10 protein-coding genes are annotated in these 17,700 nt (G+C 57.0%); 4 read left to right on the forward strand and 6 right to left on the reverse strand.

The features are described from left to right. Nucleotides 1-8: 8 nt before the first annotated feature. The 3 genes from ACQKLP_RS09290 to ACQKLP_RS09300 form a co-directional block, all read right to left on the reverse strand. Nucleotides 9-3,359 (reverse strand): TonB-dependent receptor, encoded by a 3,351-nt coding sequence (locus ACQKLP_RS09290; RefSeq protein ID WP_427322219.1) that lies wholly within the window; start codon nucleotides 3,357-3,359, stop codon nucleotides 9-11. 136 nt (nucleotides 3,360-3,495) lie between these two features. Next, on the reverse strand, nucleotides 3,496-4,641 hold the full coding sequence (locus ACQKLP_RS09295; RefSeq protein ID WP_427322221.1) for a FecR family protein: 1,146 nt from the start codon (nucleotides 4,639-4,641) through the stop codon (nucleotides 3,496-3,498). Nucleotides 4,642-4,720: 79 nt separating this feature from the next. Then, complete coding sequence (locus ACQKLP_RS09300) at nucleotides 4,721-5,323, reverse strand: RNA polymerase sigma factor (protein WP_427322223.1); 603 nt, start codon at nucleotides 5,321-5,323, stop codon at nucleotides 4,721-4,723. Nucleotides 5,324-5,673: 350 nt separating this feature from the next. Between ACQKLP_RS09300 and ACQKLP_RS09305 the strand changes: the two genes are divergently transcribed. The 3 genes from ACQKLP_RS09305 to ACQKLP_RS09315 are packed head-to-tail and all read left to right on the forward strand — an operon-like array spanning nucleotide 5,674 to nucleotide 11,600. Continuing rightward, entirely contained in the window at nucleotides 5,674-6,072 is a 399-nt protein-coding gene (locus ACQKLP_RS09305) for a hypothetical protein (protein WP_427322225.1), read from the forward strand. A gap of 60 nt (nucleotides 6,073-6,132) precedes the next feature. Next, complete coding sequence (locus ACQKLP_RS09310) at nucleotides 6,133-10,458, forward strand: CusA/CzcA family heavy metal efflux RND transporter (protein WP_427322226.1); 4,326 nt, start codon at nucleotides 6,133-6,135, stop codon at nucleotides 10,456-10,458. 2 nt (nucleotides 10,459-10,460) lie between these two features. Continuing rightward, entirely contained in the window at nucleotides 10,461-11,600 is a 1,140-nt protein-coding gene (locus tag ACQKLP_RS09315) for an efflux RND transporter periplasmic adaptor subunit (protein ID WP_427322228.1), read from the forward strand. Between the two features lie 97 nt (nucleotides 11,601-11,697). Here the strand turns inward: ACQKLP_RS09315 and ACQKLP_RS09320 are convergent, their stop codons facing one another. Genes ACQKLP_RS09320 through ACQKLP_RS09330 form a run of 3 tightly spaced genes read right to left on the reverse strand, consistent with a single transcriptional unit; the run spans nucleotide 11,698 to nucleotide 14,267 of the window. Then, complete coding sequence (locus ACQKLP_RS09320) at nucleotides 11,698-12,687, reverse strand: metallophosphoesterase family protein (protein WP_427322230.1); 990 nt, start codon at nucleotides 12,685-12,687, stop codon at nucleotides 11,698-11,700. A 59-nt stretch (nucleotides 12,688-12,746) separates the two neighbouring features. Next, nucleotides 12,747-13,250 carry an N-acetyltransferase family protein gene (locus ACQKLP_RS09325; RefSeq protein WP_427322231.1) on the reverse strand — a complete coding sequence of 168 codons (504 nt, stop codon included), beginning with the start codon at nucleotides 13,248-13,250 and terminating at the stop codon, nucleotides 12,747-12,749. A 3-nt stretch (nucleotides 13,251-13,253) separates the two neighbouring features. Then, nucleotides 13,254-14,267 (reverse strand): LacI family DNA-binding transcriptional regulator, encoded by a 1,014-nt coding sequence (locus ACQKLP_RS09330; RefSeq protein WP_423735900.1) that lies wholly within the window; start codon nucleotides 14,265-14,267, stop codon nucleotides 13,254-13,256. Between the two features lie 255 nt (nucleotides 14,268-14,522). On the opposite strand from ACQKLP_RS09330, the gene ACQKLP_RS09335 reads away from it, so the two are divergent. After that, nucleotides 14,523-17,678, forward strand: a complete 3,156-nt coding sequence (locus ACQKLP_RS09335; RefSeq protein WP_427322233.1) for a SusC/RagA family TonB-linked outer membrane protein — start codon at nucleotides 14,523-14,525, stop codon at nucleotides 17,676-17,678. The last annotated feature ends 22 nt before the right edge of the window (nucleotides 17,679-17,700 follow it).

A 17,700-nucleotide genomic window follows, 5' to 3' on the forward strand; every position in this document is an offset into this window, starting at 1 on the left:
CGGTGTTTTTAGAATTTCAGTTCTGCGCTAAAGGTGATGGTGCGGCTGGTCGGGTAGGCGCCGTTGTCCATCCTGCGGATGGTGGAACCGCCGCTTTGGGTGGATACTTCGGGATCGTATCCGTTGTAATGCTTCCAGAGGAAAAGATTGTTGCCGGTCAGCGCGAGGTAGAGCGAATTCAGCCTTTTGCCGGTGATCCCGTTGAGGTTGACGGGGTACCCGAGCGAGAGGTTCTTGAACCGCAGGAACGTAGCGTCGTGCAGGAAGCGGTCGTTCGGGATATCGTCTTTCGAATCCGCCCGCGGGTAATCGGAGCCCGGGTTGCGCACGGGGTGCCAGGCGTTCACCATATAACGGAACTGGTTGCTCAGGTAAGTGCCCGTGCCCATGAACAATTCGGTGGGATTGTAGATCTTCCCACCCAGCGAATAGTTGAAATAGAACGAAACGCTCAGTTTTTTGATCCGGAATGTATTCTGGATGCCGCCATACACGTAAGGATCGGCGTTCCCGAGATAGATGAGGTCGTTATTGTCCAGCACGCCGTCGCGGTTCTGGTCGATGTAGCGCTGGCGGCCGGGCTGGTAGAAATTCACCGCCGCGGAGGCATATTCTTTCGTCTCTTTGTTCTTCTCGATTTCCGCCGTGTTCTTCCACACGCCGGCGTATTGCATGCCCCAGACGGCGTTGAGCGGCCGGCCCTTTTCATATCCATACATCATGTACTGCGCGCCGTAAGGGTTGTCGTACACGGATACGCGCTCGTAACCGCCGATATCTTCCACCCGCTGCGTGTTATGCGCCGCGGTCACGGAGGTAGACCAGGAGAAGTTTTTCCGGCGGATGTTTTCGTGGTTGACGGTCAGCTCGATCCCGCGGTTCGAGGTTTTGCCGATGTTGGCCAGGCGCGAGCCGTAACCCACGTGAGTGGGCAGTTGTACGGTGAGCAGCAGGTCGGAGGTACGGCTTTGGTAGAGGTCGAGCACGATGTCCAGCCGCTTGTTGAAGAACGACACGTCGAGCCCGGCGTTGAACGTGGTGGTCTTTTCCCAGGTAAGGCCTTCGTTGGCGATGCGGGAGGGATAGTAGGCCACGGGCTGCGCGCCGCCGAAGAGGTAGCCGCCGGTGGTAGACGTGAGCCGGGAGAGCGACTGGTACCTGCTGATGGCATCGTTGCCGGACGTACCGCCGCTCAGGCGGAGGGAAAGCTCGCTCAGTTTGTTGAAACGCTGCATGAAGGGCTCGCTGCTGATATTCCACTTGAACGCGCCCGATGGGAAAAACGCCCATTTGTTGTCGGAAGAGAAGTTCGACGCCCCGTCGCGGCGCATGGTGGCGGTGAGGTAATACCGGTTGCGGTAATTGTAGTTGACACGGGCGAGGTGGCTCATCCGGCCCTGGGTTTCCAGGGAGGAGCTGAGGTTGATCGTTTCCTTGGAAGGGAGCGCACCCATATCGTTGTTCTCGATGTCGTCGATGAAATAACCCTGTCCGTTGGTGGTCATGTTATTGTATTGGCGCTTCTGCATGGTGAAACCGTACATCGCGTCGAAATTGTGGCGCTTGTTGAACGTCCGCTTGTACGTGATGGTGTTTTCGTTCAGCAGGTTGTTTTCTGCGTACGCGCTCTTGTACGCATAGCCGCCGGAGTTGGCGTTCTGGCGCGAGGGCATGGTAGACGGGATGTACTGGTCGTTGGTCCGCGAAAGATCGGAATAGGAAATGGTGGACCGCACCAGGATGTTTTTGACCGGCGTGATCTCTACATAGGCCATGGAACTGAGGCTTTTTTCCAGCCGGTCGTTCTTCCGCAGCAACACGTTGGCCAGCGGCGAATCGAACAGGGTGCCGCTGTACCACTGGGAGTTCCAGTCGTTGAAACTGCCGTCCTGCTTATACGCCGGAATGGTGGGGGCGAGGAAGATGGTGGACCGGTACCACAGCGTCTGCGTGCCCACGTCGGCATTGTTGAGCGCCCGGTCGAGGTTGGAATAGTTGAAACGGACGCCCGCTTTCACGTATTGATTGATGGTACGGTCGAGGTTCAGGCGCACCTGGTAGCGTTTCATCCCACTGTTTTTGATGATGCCCTGGTTGTTGTTGTAGTTGGCGGAAAAGAAGTACTGGGTGGCCTTGTCGCCGCCGGAGGCAGACAGCGTCAGGTTATGGTACGGCGCCCTCCGGGTGATCTCCTGCGTCCAGTTGGTGCCGTCGCCCAGGGCGAGCGGATCGGGGTAGGGATATTCTTCCAGCGGTTTGGTCTGGTTGGCCGTGCTGGCGAAGTAATACCGGTCGTTCTGCAATTGCGCGAACTCGGTGGCGTTCATCAGGTCGAGGTAGCGTGGAAGCTCGGAGAAACCCACGTCGTTGCGCAACGTGAAACTGGTTTTGCCTTTTTTATCGCCGCCCGATTTGGTGGTGATGATGATAACGCCGTTGCTGCCGCGGGAGCCGTAGATGGCTGTAGAGGACGCGTCTTTCAGCACGCTGATGTTCTCGATGTCGGATGGGTTGAGCTCGCTCAGGGAAGTGATGGCGTCCATGAGGCCGTCCACGATGTACAGCGGTTCGTTGCTTGCCGTGATGGAGCGGGTGCCGCGGATGCGGACGGAGGTGCCGGAACCGGGCTCCCCGTCCGCCGAAACGAATTCCGCACCGGCGATGCGCCCTTGCAACATCTGGTCTACCCTCGCCACGGGCACGTCTGCCAGGTCCGACATTTTTACGGTAGACACGGCGCCGGTCAGGTCTTTTTTCTGCACGCTGCCGTACCCGATCACCACTACTTCGTTCACGTTTTTCTTCGACGGGGAAAGCTGTACCACGAGTGGCTGTTTGATATCTTTCACGGCGATCACTTTCCGTTCGAAGCCGAGATAGGTGACGAACAGGATGTCCTGTTTATCCGCCTCGATGGAAAATTCCCCGTTCTCGTTCGTCTGCACGCCGCGCGAAGTGCCTGCCACGGCGATGGTGGCGCCGGGCAGCGCATTGCCTTCTTCGTCTGTCACGCGGCCTTTAACCGGCGGGGCCTGCGCCACGGTGCCGGCGGATTGCGGAGTGAGCGGCCGTTCCTTGATCGTGATCGTTTTGTTGCTGATCTCGTAATCGATGGGCTGGCCGGCCATGATGTCGGACAGGAAGGATTCGAGGGGTTTGTTGCGGGCTTCTACATTCACCGGCGTGGTTTTGGCCAGCAGGGAAAGGTTGTAGAATACCACGTACCCCGTCTGTTTCTCCAGTCTGGCGAAGATCTCCGGGAAGGCGAGCTGTTTGCCCGTCATGGTAATCGTCTGGGCGGCAACGTTGGCCTGTACCTGTAAGGTCAGCACCGTGGCCAGCAGCAGGATCAGTTTCATGACTGTCGGTTTTGGTTTCATGATGTGTTTGCGGTCAAAAATCTGCGTCATTTCCGTATGTGAAATTTTAGGGCATAGGTAGCCCGGCCTTAACCGGGGTTAAGGTGCGGGGGCTGTATGTGCCGGATTGAATTTTTTAAGGTGTGATGATCAGTTTCCTGCCTTCCAGCCTGCAATGCACGTCGGATATGGCCAGTATCCGGGTAATTTGCTGGAGGGAAAGGCTGCGTTCCATTTTTCCGCCGAATCGCAGGGGCGGTATGTCGGTTTCGTAGATTACGTCGATATCGTACCAGCGTTCCAGTTGTTTCATGACTTCGCGGATGTCTGCATTGTCGAAATTGAACATCCCGTTCCGCCAGGCCATCACCTGGCTGGTATCGGCTTTCACGATTTTTATCGCATTTTCTGCGGTGATCCGCGCCTGTTCGCCCGGCTGCAGCACGCGCTGGTCTACAGCCACCTTGCCCTGGAGGAGCGTGGCGGCGATGAGCGGATCGTTGCCGTAGGCGGAAACGTTGAACCGCGTTCCCAGCACCAGTACTTCCGTTCGCCCGTTCACTTTCACCCTGAACGGTTTGGCCGCCATGGGCCGGATGTCGAAATACGCCTCGCCCTTCAGTTCCACCGTTCTTTCCGCGGCATCAAAGCTGGTCGGGTACCGTAGGCTGCTGGCCGCGTTCAGCCACACGCCCGACCCGTCTGGCAGGGTGATGTGGAACACACGGCCGCGGGGCGTGGAAAGGGTGTTGAAGGTGGATTCCCCGGGCTGCGCATCGTCGTACGCCAGCGATCCGTTCCCCAGTTTCACGGAGGTGCCGCCCTGTTGGGCGATCACGCCCTGACCGAGACTGTCGAGCGGAACGGTCTGCCCGTTCCCCAATGTCAGCAACGCTCCGCTGGATGCAGGCAGGATCTCCTGCGTAAAGGTCTCTTCCGTTTTTACCAACCTTTGCTGCGGGGACCGTGTTTGCTGAACGCCCGTCCACACTAAAGCTGCAACCGCCGCTGCAGCAGCGGCTGCAATGGCCACTGTGCGCAGGATGGTTTTCCGCGGCGCGGGCTTCGCCTGTGCCTCCAGGATGATAGACAGGATGGCGCCGGCGCGCTCGTTGGCCACGGGCTTTTCGTCGCCGGTGGTGGAATAGATGGCTTCGTCCAGCAGCCGCTGCAGGTCTGCATCGTGCTCCGGCTTCGCCAGCAGGGCGTAGAGTTCCTGTTTTTCGGCGGGTGTGCAGGCGCCGGCCAGGAGTTTATGGAACAGCTCGTCTAGTCTGGACATTCGGTTCTGTTATGCGTTTCTATTAAAGGAGACAGTAAAAAAAGGGGAGCGGGTCAGCCGGGCGGAAAAAAATTTCAGATCATAATATTCCCTTAACAATGGTGAGCGCCGCCCAGGTGCCCAGGTGCGATACGCAGTATACGCGGATGAATTGCATGGCGTCGGAAAGGTGGCGCTTTACGGTTTCGGGGGAAAGGTTGAGCTCCACGGCGGCTTCTTCGCGCTTGAGGCCGTGTTCCTTGATGAGGCGGTATACTTTCTTCTGCTGCGGCGGCAGGCGGTCTACGGCCTGTTGCAGCACTTTCCGGTATTCTTTTTCCTGCAGGATGGCGGCGGGATTGTCTGATGCAGGGCACAAGGCATATTCCTCGGAGTCCGCCAGCAGCGCGGGTTGTGTGCGATGCGCGGCTTGCTTGAGGAGGTTGAAGAGGTGGTTGCGGGTGATGGTGAACAGCCAGGCGGAGAAGTGCGCTACCTGCGGCAGTTGTTCCCTTTTAAGCCAGACTTTCAGGAATACGTCGAGCAGCACCTCTTCGGCGATGGCTTCGGAGCCCGTCACTTTAAAGGCAATGGCGTACACTTTGTTCCGGTAATGATGGAATATCCCGCTGAATGCTTTTTCATCGCCTTCCGCAACGGCTTGCAGCAAGCCCCGTCCGATTTCTTCTTTGCGTTCAGACATCTCATGTTTTTGTTGAGCAAATATAATTTTGCCGGCCGGATACTGCCAGTACCCGGCGCCGCAGCCTCCGTGCCAGGGATGGGGCGCTATGCCGCCAAACCTGCCGTTAGACTGGAAATAACGTGGAAAATAAGCTGCCGGGAATCACCTGGAATTAACGATAAGTTAATCGTTCCCCGATTTTGGTTTGGTCCGTTTCCGGGCAAAAAATACGAAAATTATTGAGAAGCGGAAATTCAGGCCGAAATCAGGGAATAATCCCGCTTTGCCGGGCTATTCCCCATTGACCGGGAAAGCCGGGACGGAAAGGGCCATGCAATTAAAAGATATAATGCCTACCTTTGTGCCTTGTGAAAAAGTTGCTAGCGTTGATATTGTTCGTGGTCTACACGATCTCCAGCACGGAACTCCGGGAGATCGTGAAGTTGCCCGTGTTGGTACAGCACTTCAACGAGCACCGGCAATTGAACAAAGACATCACTTTTTCACAGTTCCTCATCGATCATTACAACAACATCCCGCATACGGACAACGACGAAGAGCGCGACAACCAGTTGCCGTTCAAACAGGCAGATACCAACCTGATGTTCAGTCCAGTCATCCCCGCACCCAGTCCGCTGGTGCTCAAAAAGCCGGTGATGCCCCTTGCGGCCGATGCATTGTTTCCCCGCTACGCCGACTTCATCCCCACCGAAGGCGTCAGCAAGATCTGGCAGCCGCCCCGGCCCGGAGCGTCCCTTTTTGTGTAAGGCCTGGCCATAGCCGGGTCTGTCCAATTATTGTTTCCGGATAGATCAAAGCAGAATTTCATGTTGAATCGAATTATCGGGTTTTCCGTGAGGAATAAACTCGTTGTTGCGCTGTTTACCATCGCGCTCATCATCTATGGTATTTTCGAACTGTTCAAACTCCCCGTGGACGCCGTCCCGGATATCACCAACAACCAGGTCCAGATCATCACCGTTGCGCCCTCGTACGGGGCTACCGACATCGAGCGGCTCGTTACTTTCCCCGTGGAGCAGGCCAGCAGCAATATTGCGGGCATCAGCGAGATCAGGAGCTACAGCCGCTTCGGCCTTTCGCTCGTAACATTGGTGTTCGACGACGGGGTGGATATTTACTGGGCACGCCAGCAGGTGTCCGAACGCCTGGCCGTGATCCAGGCCTCGATCCCCGACGGGATCGGCAAACCCGAAATGGGGCCTATTTCCACCGGACTGGGGGAAATTTACCAATACGTCGTCCGCCCGAAAAAAGGGTACGCGTCCCGGTACGATATTACCGAACTGCGCACCATCCAGGACTGGATCGTTCGCCGGCAATTGCTCGGTGTGAAGGGTGTGGCGGAAGTGAGCAGTTTCGGCGGAAAGCTGAAGCAGTACCACGTGGCCGTGAGCCCCGCCAAGCTGCAGGCGTACGGCGTTACCATATCCGACGTGTTCAACGCCCTCGAAACCAATAACGAAAATACCGGCGGCGCCTACATCGAAAAACAGGCGACCGTGCTGTACATCCGGAGCGAAGGGCTCATCGGCAGCCAGGAAGATATCGGCAACATCGTGGTGCGGAACGGTACCGCCGGTGCGCCGCTGCTCATCCGCGACGTGGCGGATGTGCGGATCGGGTCGGCTACGCGGTACGGGGCCCTGACGTATAACAACGAAGGCGAAGTGTCCGGCGCGATCGTGATGATGCTGAAAGGCGCCAACAGCAATGTGGTGATCGAAGATATCAAAGCCAAAATCGCGGAAATACAAAAAACGTTGCCGGAAGGCGTGGTGATAGAACCTTTCCTCGACCGTACCGACATGGTGTCTAACGCCATCAAAACGGTGGAGGTCAATTTGATGGAAGGCGCGCTGATCGTCGTGTTCGTGCTCGTGATCTTTTTGGGGAACCTGCGCGCGGGGCTGCTCGTGGCGTCGGTCATCCCGCTGTCGATGCTTTTTGCCGTGATCATGATGAACCTTTTCGGCGTGAGCGGCAACCTGATGAGCCTCGGCGCGCTGGATTTCGGGCTGATCGTGGACGGGGCCGTGATCATCGTGGAAGCGGTCATGCACCAGCTGAGCCACAGCAAAAAGTTTGCGGGCGTGATGCAGTTGTCGAAGGAAGAGATGGACGGCGAAGTGAAAAGCGCGTCTTCCAAAATGATGAACAGCGCCGTGTTCGGGCAAATCATCATCCTTATCGTATACCTGCCCATTTTTACGCTGCAGGGGATCGAGGGCAAGATGTTCAAGCCCATGGCGCAAACGGTGGCTTTCGCGCTGCTGGGGGCGTTCCTGTTGTCGCTGACGTACATCCCGATGATGAGCGCGGTGGTGCTCAGCCGGAAGGTCAAAACGAAGCCCAACCTGTCAGACAGGGCCATGGAGCGGATCGAGAAAGGATATAAAGGCTGGCTGACGAAGGCGCTGGCCGTTCCCAAAACCATCGTGGGCATCGTGGTGGTGATGTTCATAACGGCCATATTCATCCTGACGCGGCTCGGCGGGGAATTCATCCCGTCGATCGAAGAAGGGGATTTTGCGGTGGAGACGCGCGTCCTGTCGGGCAGTAACCTGCATACCACCGTGGATCATGTGCAGAAGGTAGCAGGGATCCTGAAAAGCCGGTTCCCGGAAGTGCGCAACATCGTCACCAAGATCGGCAGCAGCGAAGTGCCCACGGAGCCGTTGCCGATGGATATGGGCGATATGATCATCAACCTCAAGCCCAAATCGGAATGGACGTCGGCCCGCTCGTTCGACGAGCTGTCCGAAAAGATGGGGGCCGCGGCGTCGGAGGTGCCGGGCGTCACTACCAGCTTCCAGTTCCCGGTGCAGATGCGCTTCAACGAACTGATGACGGGCGCAAGGCAAGACGTGGTCTGCAAAATATTCGGCGAAGACCTCGACACACTGGGCGTTTACGCCAAACAGCTCGCCGGCATCGTGCGCACCGTCAAAGGCGCCACGGAATTGTACGTGGAGCAGATCACGGGCACACAGCAGATCGTCATCAAATACAACCGCGCGGCCATCGCGCAATATGGACTGAACATCGCCGATATCAACCGGAACGTGAATGCCGCGTTCGCCGGTCAGAGCGCAGGGCTCGTGTTCGAAGGGGAAAAACGGTTTGAACTGGTGGTACGTTTGCAGAACGATCAGCGGACCGACATCCGCGACGTGCAGAACCTCCTCATCCCGACCCCAGCCGGTACGCAGATACCGCTATACCAGGTGGCGGCTGTGGAACTGATCGACAGTCCCAGCCAGATCCAGCGCGAAGACACCCGCCGCCGGATCCTCGTGGGCTTCAACGTAAGCGGCCGCGATGTGGAAAGCATCGTGGAAGAATTGCAGGGGAAGGTTGCGGAAAGCATCAAACTGCCCGCCGGTTACGCGATCGGCTACGGCGGTTCTTTCGAGAACCTCAACGAAGCAAAGGCGCGCCTGTCTATCGCCGTGCCGGTTTCGCTGGTGCTCATCTTCCTGTTGCTGTATTTCGCTTTCAATTCCATCAAATACGGCTTGTTGATTTATACGGCCATTCCATTGTCCGCCATCGGCGGCATTTTCCTCCTCGCCCTACGCGGCATGCCTTTCAGTATCAGTGCAGGCGTGGGTTTTATCGCGCTGTTCGGGATTGCGGTGCTGAACGGGATCGTGCTGGTGGCGGAATTCAACCGCATCAAAAAATCAGGAGAAACCGATATGCAGAAAATTGTGACCCGCGGCACCGTTACGCGGTTGCGCCCCGTGCTCATGACGGCTTTCGTGGCATCGCTGGGCTTTTTGCCCATGGCGCTCAGCAACGGTGCGGGCGCTTCAGTGCAACGGCCGCTGGCCACGGTGGTGATCGGCGGACTGATGATCGCCACGCTGCTGACGCTGTTCGTGTTGCCGATCCTCTACGTTGCCTTTGAGAAAGGGGTGAAAATCAAAAGAAAGAAACTGGCGGCCGGTGTGGTATTGCTTTTGGCAGCGATGCCTGCTTTCGCGCAACAACCGATCCGCCTCGAAGCGGCCCTGGATTCCGCCGTTCGCAATAACCTCCTCGTGCAGAACCGGCGCTTGCGCGCGGAACAGGCGAAGGAATTGATGAAAACCGCGGTCGATCTGCCGAAAACGTCCGTGGGGGCGGAATATGGGAAGTTTAACGGTCCGTTGGCGGACGACAGGATCTCCGTGACCCAAAGCTTCAGCCTTCCTTCGCTGTACAACCGGCAGAAGCGGCAGTTGGGCGAGGAGTGGAAAGCGGCGCTGCTGGAAACGGAATTGCAGGAGGTGGAAATCCGCAGGCTGACGACCGGTATTTTCTACGAACTGCTGCTGATGGCCGAGCGCGAAAAGCTCCTCCTGCAAATGGATTCCACCTACAGCGCGTTCCTCCGCGTGGCCGCGTTGCGGCTGAAGGCGGGCGAAACGAACATCCTCGAAAAAGCGAGCGCCGAAAACCAGCTCATCCAGCTGCGGATGCTTCGCAAAACCGTAGGACAGGAGCGTGCGTTGCTGCAACGCCAGTTCATGCTGCTTCTCCATTCCAGCGAGCCCCGCATGCCCGAATCGGCCGCCTTCAAGCTCGATATGCCGTTGCCGGATACCTCGGGCCTTGCGGGCCATCCCTTGCTGAAATGGCGCCGCCAGCGGGAATCCGCCGCCGGTGCGGCCGTGCAGGTGGAAAAAGCGAAGCTGCTGCCCGATTTCAGCGCGGGGCTCAATAACGGCAGCATCCGCGACGGCGTGCGGTACGGGCGGGGCGACCGGTTCAATTCCTTCCAGGTGGGCGTGGCCGTTCCCGTTTTCGCGGGTTCGCAGCGCGCCCGGATCAAATCCGCCAAAACCGGCCTCCGCATTGCGCAGAACGAGACCGAATACCAGGCCGCCGCGCTGGAAGCGGAGCTGGCCGGGGCGATGGTGCGGGTGAAGCAATTCCGCGACATCGTGAACGATTACGAAACGGGCGCTTTGAAAAACGCGCAGGAAATCACCGCCACGCTGAACCGGCAACTGCAGGAAGGGGAAATCAATTACCTCGAATGGACCGTCCTCAACCAGCAATCCCTCGGCACACAGCTCGACTATTTCGACGCCGTTAAAAATCTCAACAATAGCATTATCCAATTGCAATACCTGTTAGCTGATTAATTATGAAACGCGATATCATTTTCAATAATACCCTCGCAGCCGCGCTTTGCCTGCTGCTCGCCGCCTGCGGAAATGCCCCGGAAGCGCCCAAAGACGCGCCGGTAGCGGCGGATGCCGATGTGGTGACCCTCACGGCGGAACAACGCAAGCACGTAGACCTCCAAACCGGCCGCCTTTCCGAACAAAGCGTGAGCGGCATCCTGCGGCTCAGCGGACAGGTGGACGTGCCCCCGCAAAACATGATCTCCGTGAGCACCCCGCTCGGCGGCTACCTGAAATCCACCGGCATGATGCCCGGGACGCTGGTCAGAAAAGGACAATTGCTGGGCGTGATGGAAGATCCGCAGTTCATCCAGTTGCAACAGGATTACCTCATGTCGAAAAACCGGCTGGAGTTCGCGCGGAAGGAATTCGAGCGGCAGAAAGAGCTCAACAGCAGCAAAGCCAGCAGCGACAAGGTCATGCAACAGGCCGAAAGCGAATACCGCAACGTGAGCATCTCCACCCGCGCGCTCGCCGCCAAACTGGCGCTGATCGGCATTGATGCGGACCGGCTCACGGAAAACAATATCTCGCGGACGGTCAATATCCTGTCGCCCATTAACGGCTATGTCAATAAAGTGAATGTCAACATCGGGAAGTACGTGACGCCGTCTGACGTGATTTTCGATCTCGTGAACCCGGAAGACATCCACCTGAACCTCACCGTTTACGAAAAAGACCTCGCCAAACTGTCTATCGGCCAGCCGGCGGTGGTGTACACCAACGCCCGGCCCGATCAGAAATACGATGCGGAAATTATCCTGATCAGTCATTCCCTGAACGAGAACCGCAGCGCCGAGGTGCATTGCCATTTCCGGAAGTACGACAAGAGCCTCGTGCCGGGAATGTACATGAATGCGGAGGTTCGGCTGAACGATATCGTCGAGAAAGTATTGCCCACGGCGGCTTTCGTGAATTTCGAGAACCAGGATTATGTATTCGTGCAGGAAGGCGAGCGCACTTTCCGGTTAACGCCCGTCACCAAAGGGCAGGAGGGCGAAGGTGTGACCGTGGTGGCTGCTTCCGGGCTGGAAGGCAAAACCATCGTGACCGCCGGCGCGTATTCCCTGCTGATGCAGTTGAAGAACACGGCCGAGTGAGGAAGGGAACGTCATGTGAAACCCAGGGGCCTGGGCCCCGGGGTTTTCTTTTTGATATTTGTGTAGTAAGGTCGTACAGGAGCGGATTTCAGCCCCCTTATTTCTTCAGCTTCATGGGCGATTTGAATTTCCTTTCCCGGATATAGGGAACGATATCTTCGCCGCTGGCAAAGCCTTTTTCGTTGTAGGCGATCCGCTCCGGCGCAGGGCCTACCCATTCGCTTTTACAGCCTTCGATGCTGACCGTGCCTTTTCCCGGATCGATGGTAAGCGTGGTGAAAACCGCGTCGCGATAGGGACAGGTGTAGGCGATCCAGGGATGCGACGCGTGCACCTCGGGCGAATAGCTTTCGTGTTTGTATTTCCCGCCCACCCAATAATACGATGCGGAGTTGATGGTAAGATAGGGGATGCCGTTTACATGCTGCAACCGGTCTACATGCGTATGCCCGTTGATGACGAGCACCACGCGGCTGTTGAATCCCGAGATAATATCCTGGACCTCCTGCGCATTGTCTACCGCCGCCGGGCCTTCCAGCGGCTGGTGGCACAGGATGATGGCGGGCCCCTTTCCTTCAGTTAGCTGTGTTTTCAGCCATGCGGCCTGTTCGGGCCCGATGTAGGAAGGATAGCCGCCTTTGTGCGTGGGAGAGCCTTTTTCGTTGCCGTTGAGCACGATGAACTGGTAACCGCCGGTCACCTGCGAATAATACGGCGCCGGAATGCCCCAGAAGCGGGTGCATTGCTCGTTGGTATGGCCGCTGTCGGTATCATGATTGCCGATCACATGCAGCCGGTGGTCGTGGCTTTCGTTGAAAGCCTGTATGACGGGGAGGTTCTTTTCATTGGGATAGCAAAAGTCGCCGAGCTGCGCGATGGCGTCGGGTTTGCGCTTGTCCATCGCGGCAACGAACGCCTGCATCCGCGCGGGCCCGTCGTGCATGATATCGTGGTGGAGATCGGTGAGCAGGCCAAGGCGGAATATGCTGGAACTGCCGCCGAAGCTCGCTTTCACGAGGTCGGGGAGGAGCAGTGTTAAGCCCAGGGGCGCGGCCTGGCGGAGGAATTGCTTGCGGCTGATGTTCATTAACTGCAAGTTAAGTAATGCTAATCAAAAAGTTTAGTAATTATTGATGGGAGGTAAATTCATCCCACCCGTTTCCCCACAATCTTCAACCCCACTTCTTTCCCGTCGAGCTCCGCGATGTCGGGCAGCGTGCCCCAATCTTCGAACCCAAGTGACCGGAACAGCCGCAAGCTGGGAGTGTTATGCGCGAAAATGAATCCCAGCAAGGTTTTTACTTCGAACGACGGTGCGTGCTGGATGGCGTATTTCAGCATTTCCCTGCCGAATCCTTTCCCCCGGAAATTTTCGTCGAGGTAAATGCTGATCTCCACGGTGGCGTTGTAGGCAGGCCGGCCGTAGAACGACTGGAAGCTGATCCATCCTACCATGTCTTTTCCTTCGTTTTCCACCACCCACAACGGCCGCCGCTCCGGCGTATGGATATCGAACCAGTGTTGCCGGCTTTCGGTGGAAACGGGTTCCGTATCCGCCGTCACCATCCGCGAAGCTATGGTGGAGTTGTAGATCGCTACGATCTGGGGAAGGTCTGCCTGCAAGGCGTTTCTATAAGTGAGCTGTTCCATGTTTCAGGTGGATTTGCGAACGATGAGCTCGGTTTTTAATACTTTGATGATGGATTTCCAGTCGGCCACTTCCCGGCTGATCTGGTCGATGAGCAATTGCGCCGCCGTACGGCCGATTTCGCGGACGGGCTGCGATACGGTAGTGAGCGGCGGATCGATGAGGCCGGACACGAAATCGTTGCTGAAACCCACCACAGCTATGTCTTCCGGCACCCTTAGCCCGCGTTTCCGGATCACCTGGATGGTTTCGATGGCAGTGGGGTCGTTCACCGCAAAAATGGCGTCGGGCGGGTTTTCCAGGTTCAGCAGGTGGGTAACGTATATTTTTACTTTTTCGATGTTGAGATCATAAGAGAGGAGCAGCTCTTCATCCAGGGGCACATTGTGCTTGCGCAGCGCCGCTTTATACCCATTCATCCGCCTTTCGCTGATCTTGAGCGACGACGGGCCCGCCAGGTGCGCGATGCGTTTCCGTCCGGATTCGATGAGGTAATTCACCGCCCGGTATGCACCGTCGTAATCGTCCACGATCACTTTCGGCACTTCCATTTCGTCGCACACCCGGTTGAAGAACACGATGGGGATGCCCTTGCGCTGGAAGATCTTCAGATGATCGTAGTTCCGCGTTTCCCGGGTGATGGATACGAGAATGCCGTCTACCTGGTTGGCCAGCATCACGCGGGTGTTCGCCACTTCGGTTTCATAACTTTCGTCGGACTGGCAGATGACCGTCGAATATCCCGCTTTGCTCGCCACTTCCTGCGCGCCGATGATCGCCGTGGGAAAATAGGAGCTTTTGAACTCGGGGACGATAATCCCGATCGTATTCGTTTTTTTGGTAATGAGGCTGATGGCGAGCATGTTCCGCTGGTAGTCCAGCTTCTCCGCCAGTTCCAGCACGGCCTGCCGCGTGTCTGGCTTCACGCTCTTGTGGCCCGTCAATGCCCGCGAGACCGTGGATTTGGAGAGGTTCAGCTCCTTGGCGATATCGATGATGGTTACCTGGTGCCTTTTCATGTTGCTAAGAAACGAATTATTTCAATTGGTGGGAACATTCCCGCAAATTGGGAATGTTCCCAATGTGGGAAAAGTCATTTTTTTGTTCGTGGAATAGCTGTTAGTTGCAATCTTTGGCCATCAATCAAATTCACACGTATGAAAAAGCTGTTGCGCTCCATCGGCTCACCGATGCCGGCTAATGCCACGTTTTCAGAATTTCCGGAATGCTCCGCACTGCACGCATAGTTTATCTTTAAAACCTGCTGGTTTATTATGAAAGCTAAGATCTTTTTAATGTTACTGTTGTGTGTTGTGCAGGTCCAACTTACCTATGCACAGGCACAACCTTCCCAGGGCCGCACCATCACCGGGAAGATCACAGACATGGAGGGGGAGCCGCTCCCCGGAGTAACGATTCTCCTCAAAGGCGGCAAAGCCAATGCCATGACCAACGAAGAAGGTTTGTACAACATCCGCCTTCCACAGGTAACTGACGCCGTGCTCGTTTTCTCGTTCGTCGGGTTCCACACCAAAGAAGCCCGCATCGCACCGAACGCCACCGTTTACAACACCAGGCTCGAGCCCGCCGTCAAAGGCCTGAACGATGTGGTGGTGATCGGTTATGGAACGGTAAAGCGCAAAGACCTCACCGGTTCGGTAGGCGAAGTGAAAATGGCCGATATGGAAAAAGCACCCGTTGCCAGCTTCGAACAGGCGCTGGCGGGAAGGGTGGCCGGTGTGCAGGTATCCGCCACAGACGGGCAACCGGGCGCGGGCATGCAGATCGTCATCCGCGGCAACAACTCCGTTACGCAAGACAACTCGCCGCTGTACGTGGTAGACGGCTTCCCGATGGAAAGCCCTGACAACAACGTCATCAATCCCGCAGAGATCGCATCCATCGAAGTGTTGAAAGACGCGTCGGCCACCGCTATTTACGGTGCGCGCGGCGCCAATGGCGTGATAATGATCACCACCAAACAAGGGAAAGCAGGCGCGCCGGTCGTGAATTACCAGACCTGGCTGGGAGTGATGCAGAACCTGCGCCAGCAGAAGATGATGGAACCTTACGAGTTCGTCAAATATCAGCTGGAAATGAATCCCGCGCTCTACGAGCCCGTATACCTTAAAGATGGCAAAACGCTGGAAAGCTACCGCGGCGTGAAGGGCATCAACTGGCAAGACCAGGTGTTCCGCGACGCGTTCGGGCATAATCACAACATTTCCCTGCGCGGCGGCTCCGACAAAACCCGCTATTCGCTTTCCGGGAACGTGTTCTCGCAAGACGGCATCATCATCAACAGCGGGTTCCGCCGCTACCAGGGCCGCGTGGTGATCGACCAGACCATCAGCAGCAAGGTGAAAGCCGGCATCAACGTCAATTACACCGGCACCAAAACGTTCGGGGTATTCGCCAATTCGACGGTGAGCGGCCCGCAAAGCGGTCCTACAGCGAGCCTGATGTACAGCGTATGGGGTTTCCGGCCGGTAACGGGCGACGCCGACAGCGACGCTTCCCTTATCGACGAGCCCTTCGATCCCGATGTAGACCCGCTGAGCGAGTGGCGCATCAACCCGATCATTTCCACCCGCAACGAATACAATCCCGCTTTCAACAATACCCTTATTTCCAACGCCTACCTGGAGATCAGGCCGTTCAAATACATGACGCTGCGGATCACCGGGGGTATGACCAAAACGAATATCCGCCGCGAAATCTTCAACAATTCCAACACCCGCCTCGGCAACCCGAAAAGCAGCGCCCAGGGCGTGAACGGATCGATCGACAATACCGAGATCAACAACCTGCTGAACGAAAATACGCTCAGCTACGTGCGCACGTTCAAGAACAAGCACAGCCTCAACGCCGTGGCGGGCATGACCATGCAGCAGATCCGCTCTTACCGCCATGGGTTTGTATCCACGCAGGTGCCCAACGAGGCGCTGGGCATGAGCGGGCTCGACGAGGGGATCGTGGCAACGGCGCCGAATGAGAGGTCCAGGAACGCGCTGATGTCGTTCCTCGGCCGGGTGAACTACGGCATCGATTCGCGGTACCTGTTCACGGTGTCTTTCCGCGCCGACGGCTCCTCGAAATTCGCGGCCGGCAACAAGTGGGCGTATTTCCCGTCGGGCGCGTTCGCCTGGCGGCTGATCGAGGAAAACTGGATGAAAGACATCAGCTGGCTGTCGGACGCCAAGCTGCGCGCGGGTTACGGCCTCACGGGGAATAACCGCGTGCTGGATTTCGCGTACCTGTCTGCCCTCCAGATGTTCATCTATTCCGGTTATTCCTATGGCAATAACATGGAAGCGGGCATCATTCCCAACAACCTCGGCAACAAGGAGCTGAAATGGGAAACCACCGGCCAGACGGACGTCGGCATCGATCTCGGCTTCCTGAAAAACCGGATCGCGTTTACGGCCGACTATTACAGGAAAAATACCCGCGATCTGCTGCTGCTGGCCACTTTGCCGGGGTCTACCGGTTACCTGAGCGGCTTCCGCAACGTGGGGAAAGTCTCCAACCAGGGCCTGGAGCTGACGTTGAACACCACCAATGTGCAGACGAAGAAATTCAGCTGGACGTCCAACTTCAACATTTCCTTCAACCGCAATAAAGTGGTGCAGCTCAACGAAGGCGAGCCGAGCCTGGCCACCCGCATCACCTGGGGCAATTTCAACAACGCGTTCCCTTACATCGCCATTCCCGGCCAGCCCATCGCGCAGTTTTACGGGTTCCTGTTCGACGGGGTGTACCAGTACAGCGACTTCAACAAGCTGGCGAACGGTTCGTACGTGCTGAAAGACGATGTGCCGAACAACACCATGCCGCGCGCCAACATTACGCCGGGGCATATCAAATACAAAGACATCAACGGCGACGGACAGGTCGATAACAACGATCTCACGATCATCGGCAATCCCAATCCGAAGCACACCGGCGGTTTCTCCAACAACTTTACCTATGGCGGGTTCGACCTGAACGTGTTTTTCCAGTGGAGTTACGGGAACGATATCCTCAACGCCAACCGGATCGAGTTTGAAGGAGGCGACGTGGTGCGGAATTACCTGAACATGTTCCAGTCTTTCGAAAAGCGCTGGACGCCGGAGAACCAGACGAACGAGCTGTACCGCGTTGGCGGACAGGGACCGCAGGTGTATTCTTCCCGGACGATCGAAGACGGATCGTACCTGCGGTTGAAGACCGTGGCGCTGGGGTACACGCTGCCGCAGCGGTTGCTGCGCCGTGCGAACATCAAATCGCTCAGGGTGTACGCCGCCGCGCAGAACCTCCACACCTGGACGAACTACACGGGCCTGGACCCCGAGGTGTCTGTCCGCCATTCCGCCCTCACGCCCGGTTTCGACTGGTCGGCCTATCCCAAGGCGCGCACGCTGACGTTGGGGCTCGACCTTACGCTTTAATGATTGAACACTTAAAAGCATT

Origin of the sequence: Chitinophaga sp. NPDC101104 (assembly GCF_050277495.1) — a bacterium.
GTDB lineage: Bacteria > Bacteroidota > Bacteroidia > Chitinophagales > Chitinophagaceae > Chitinophaga.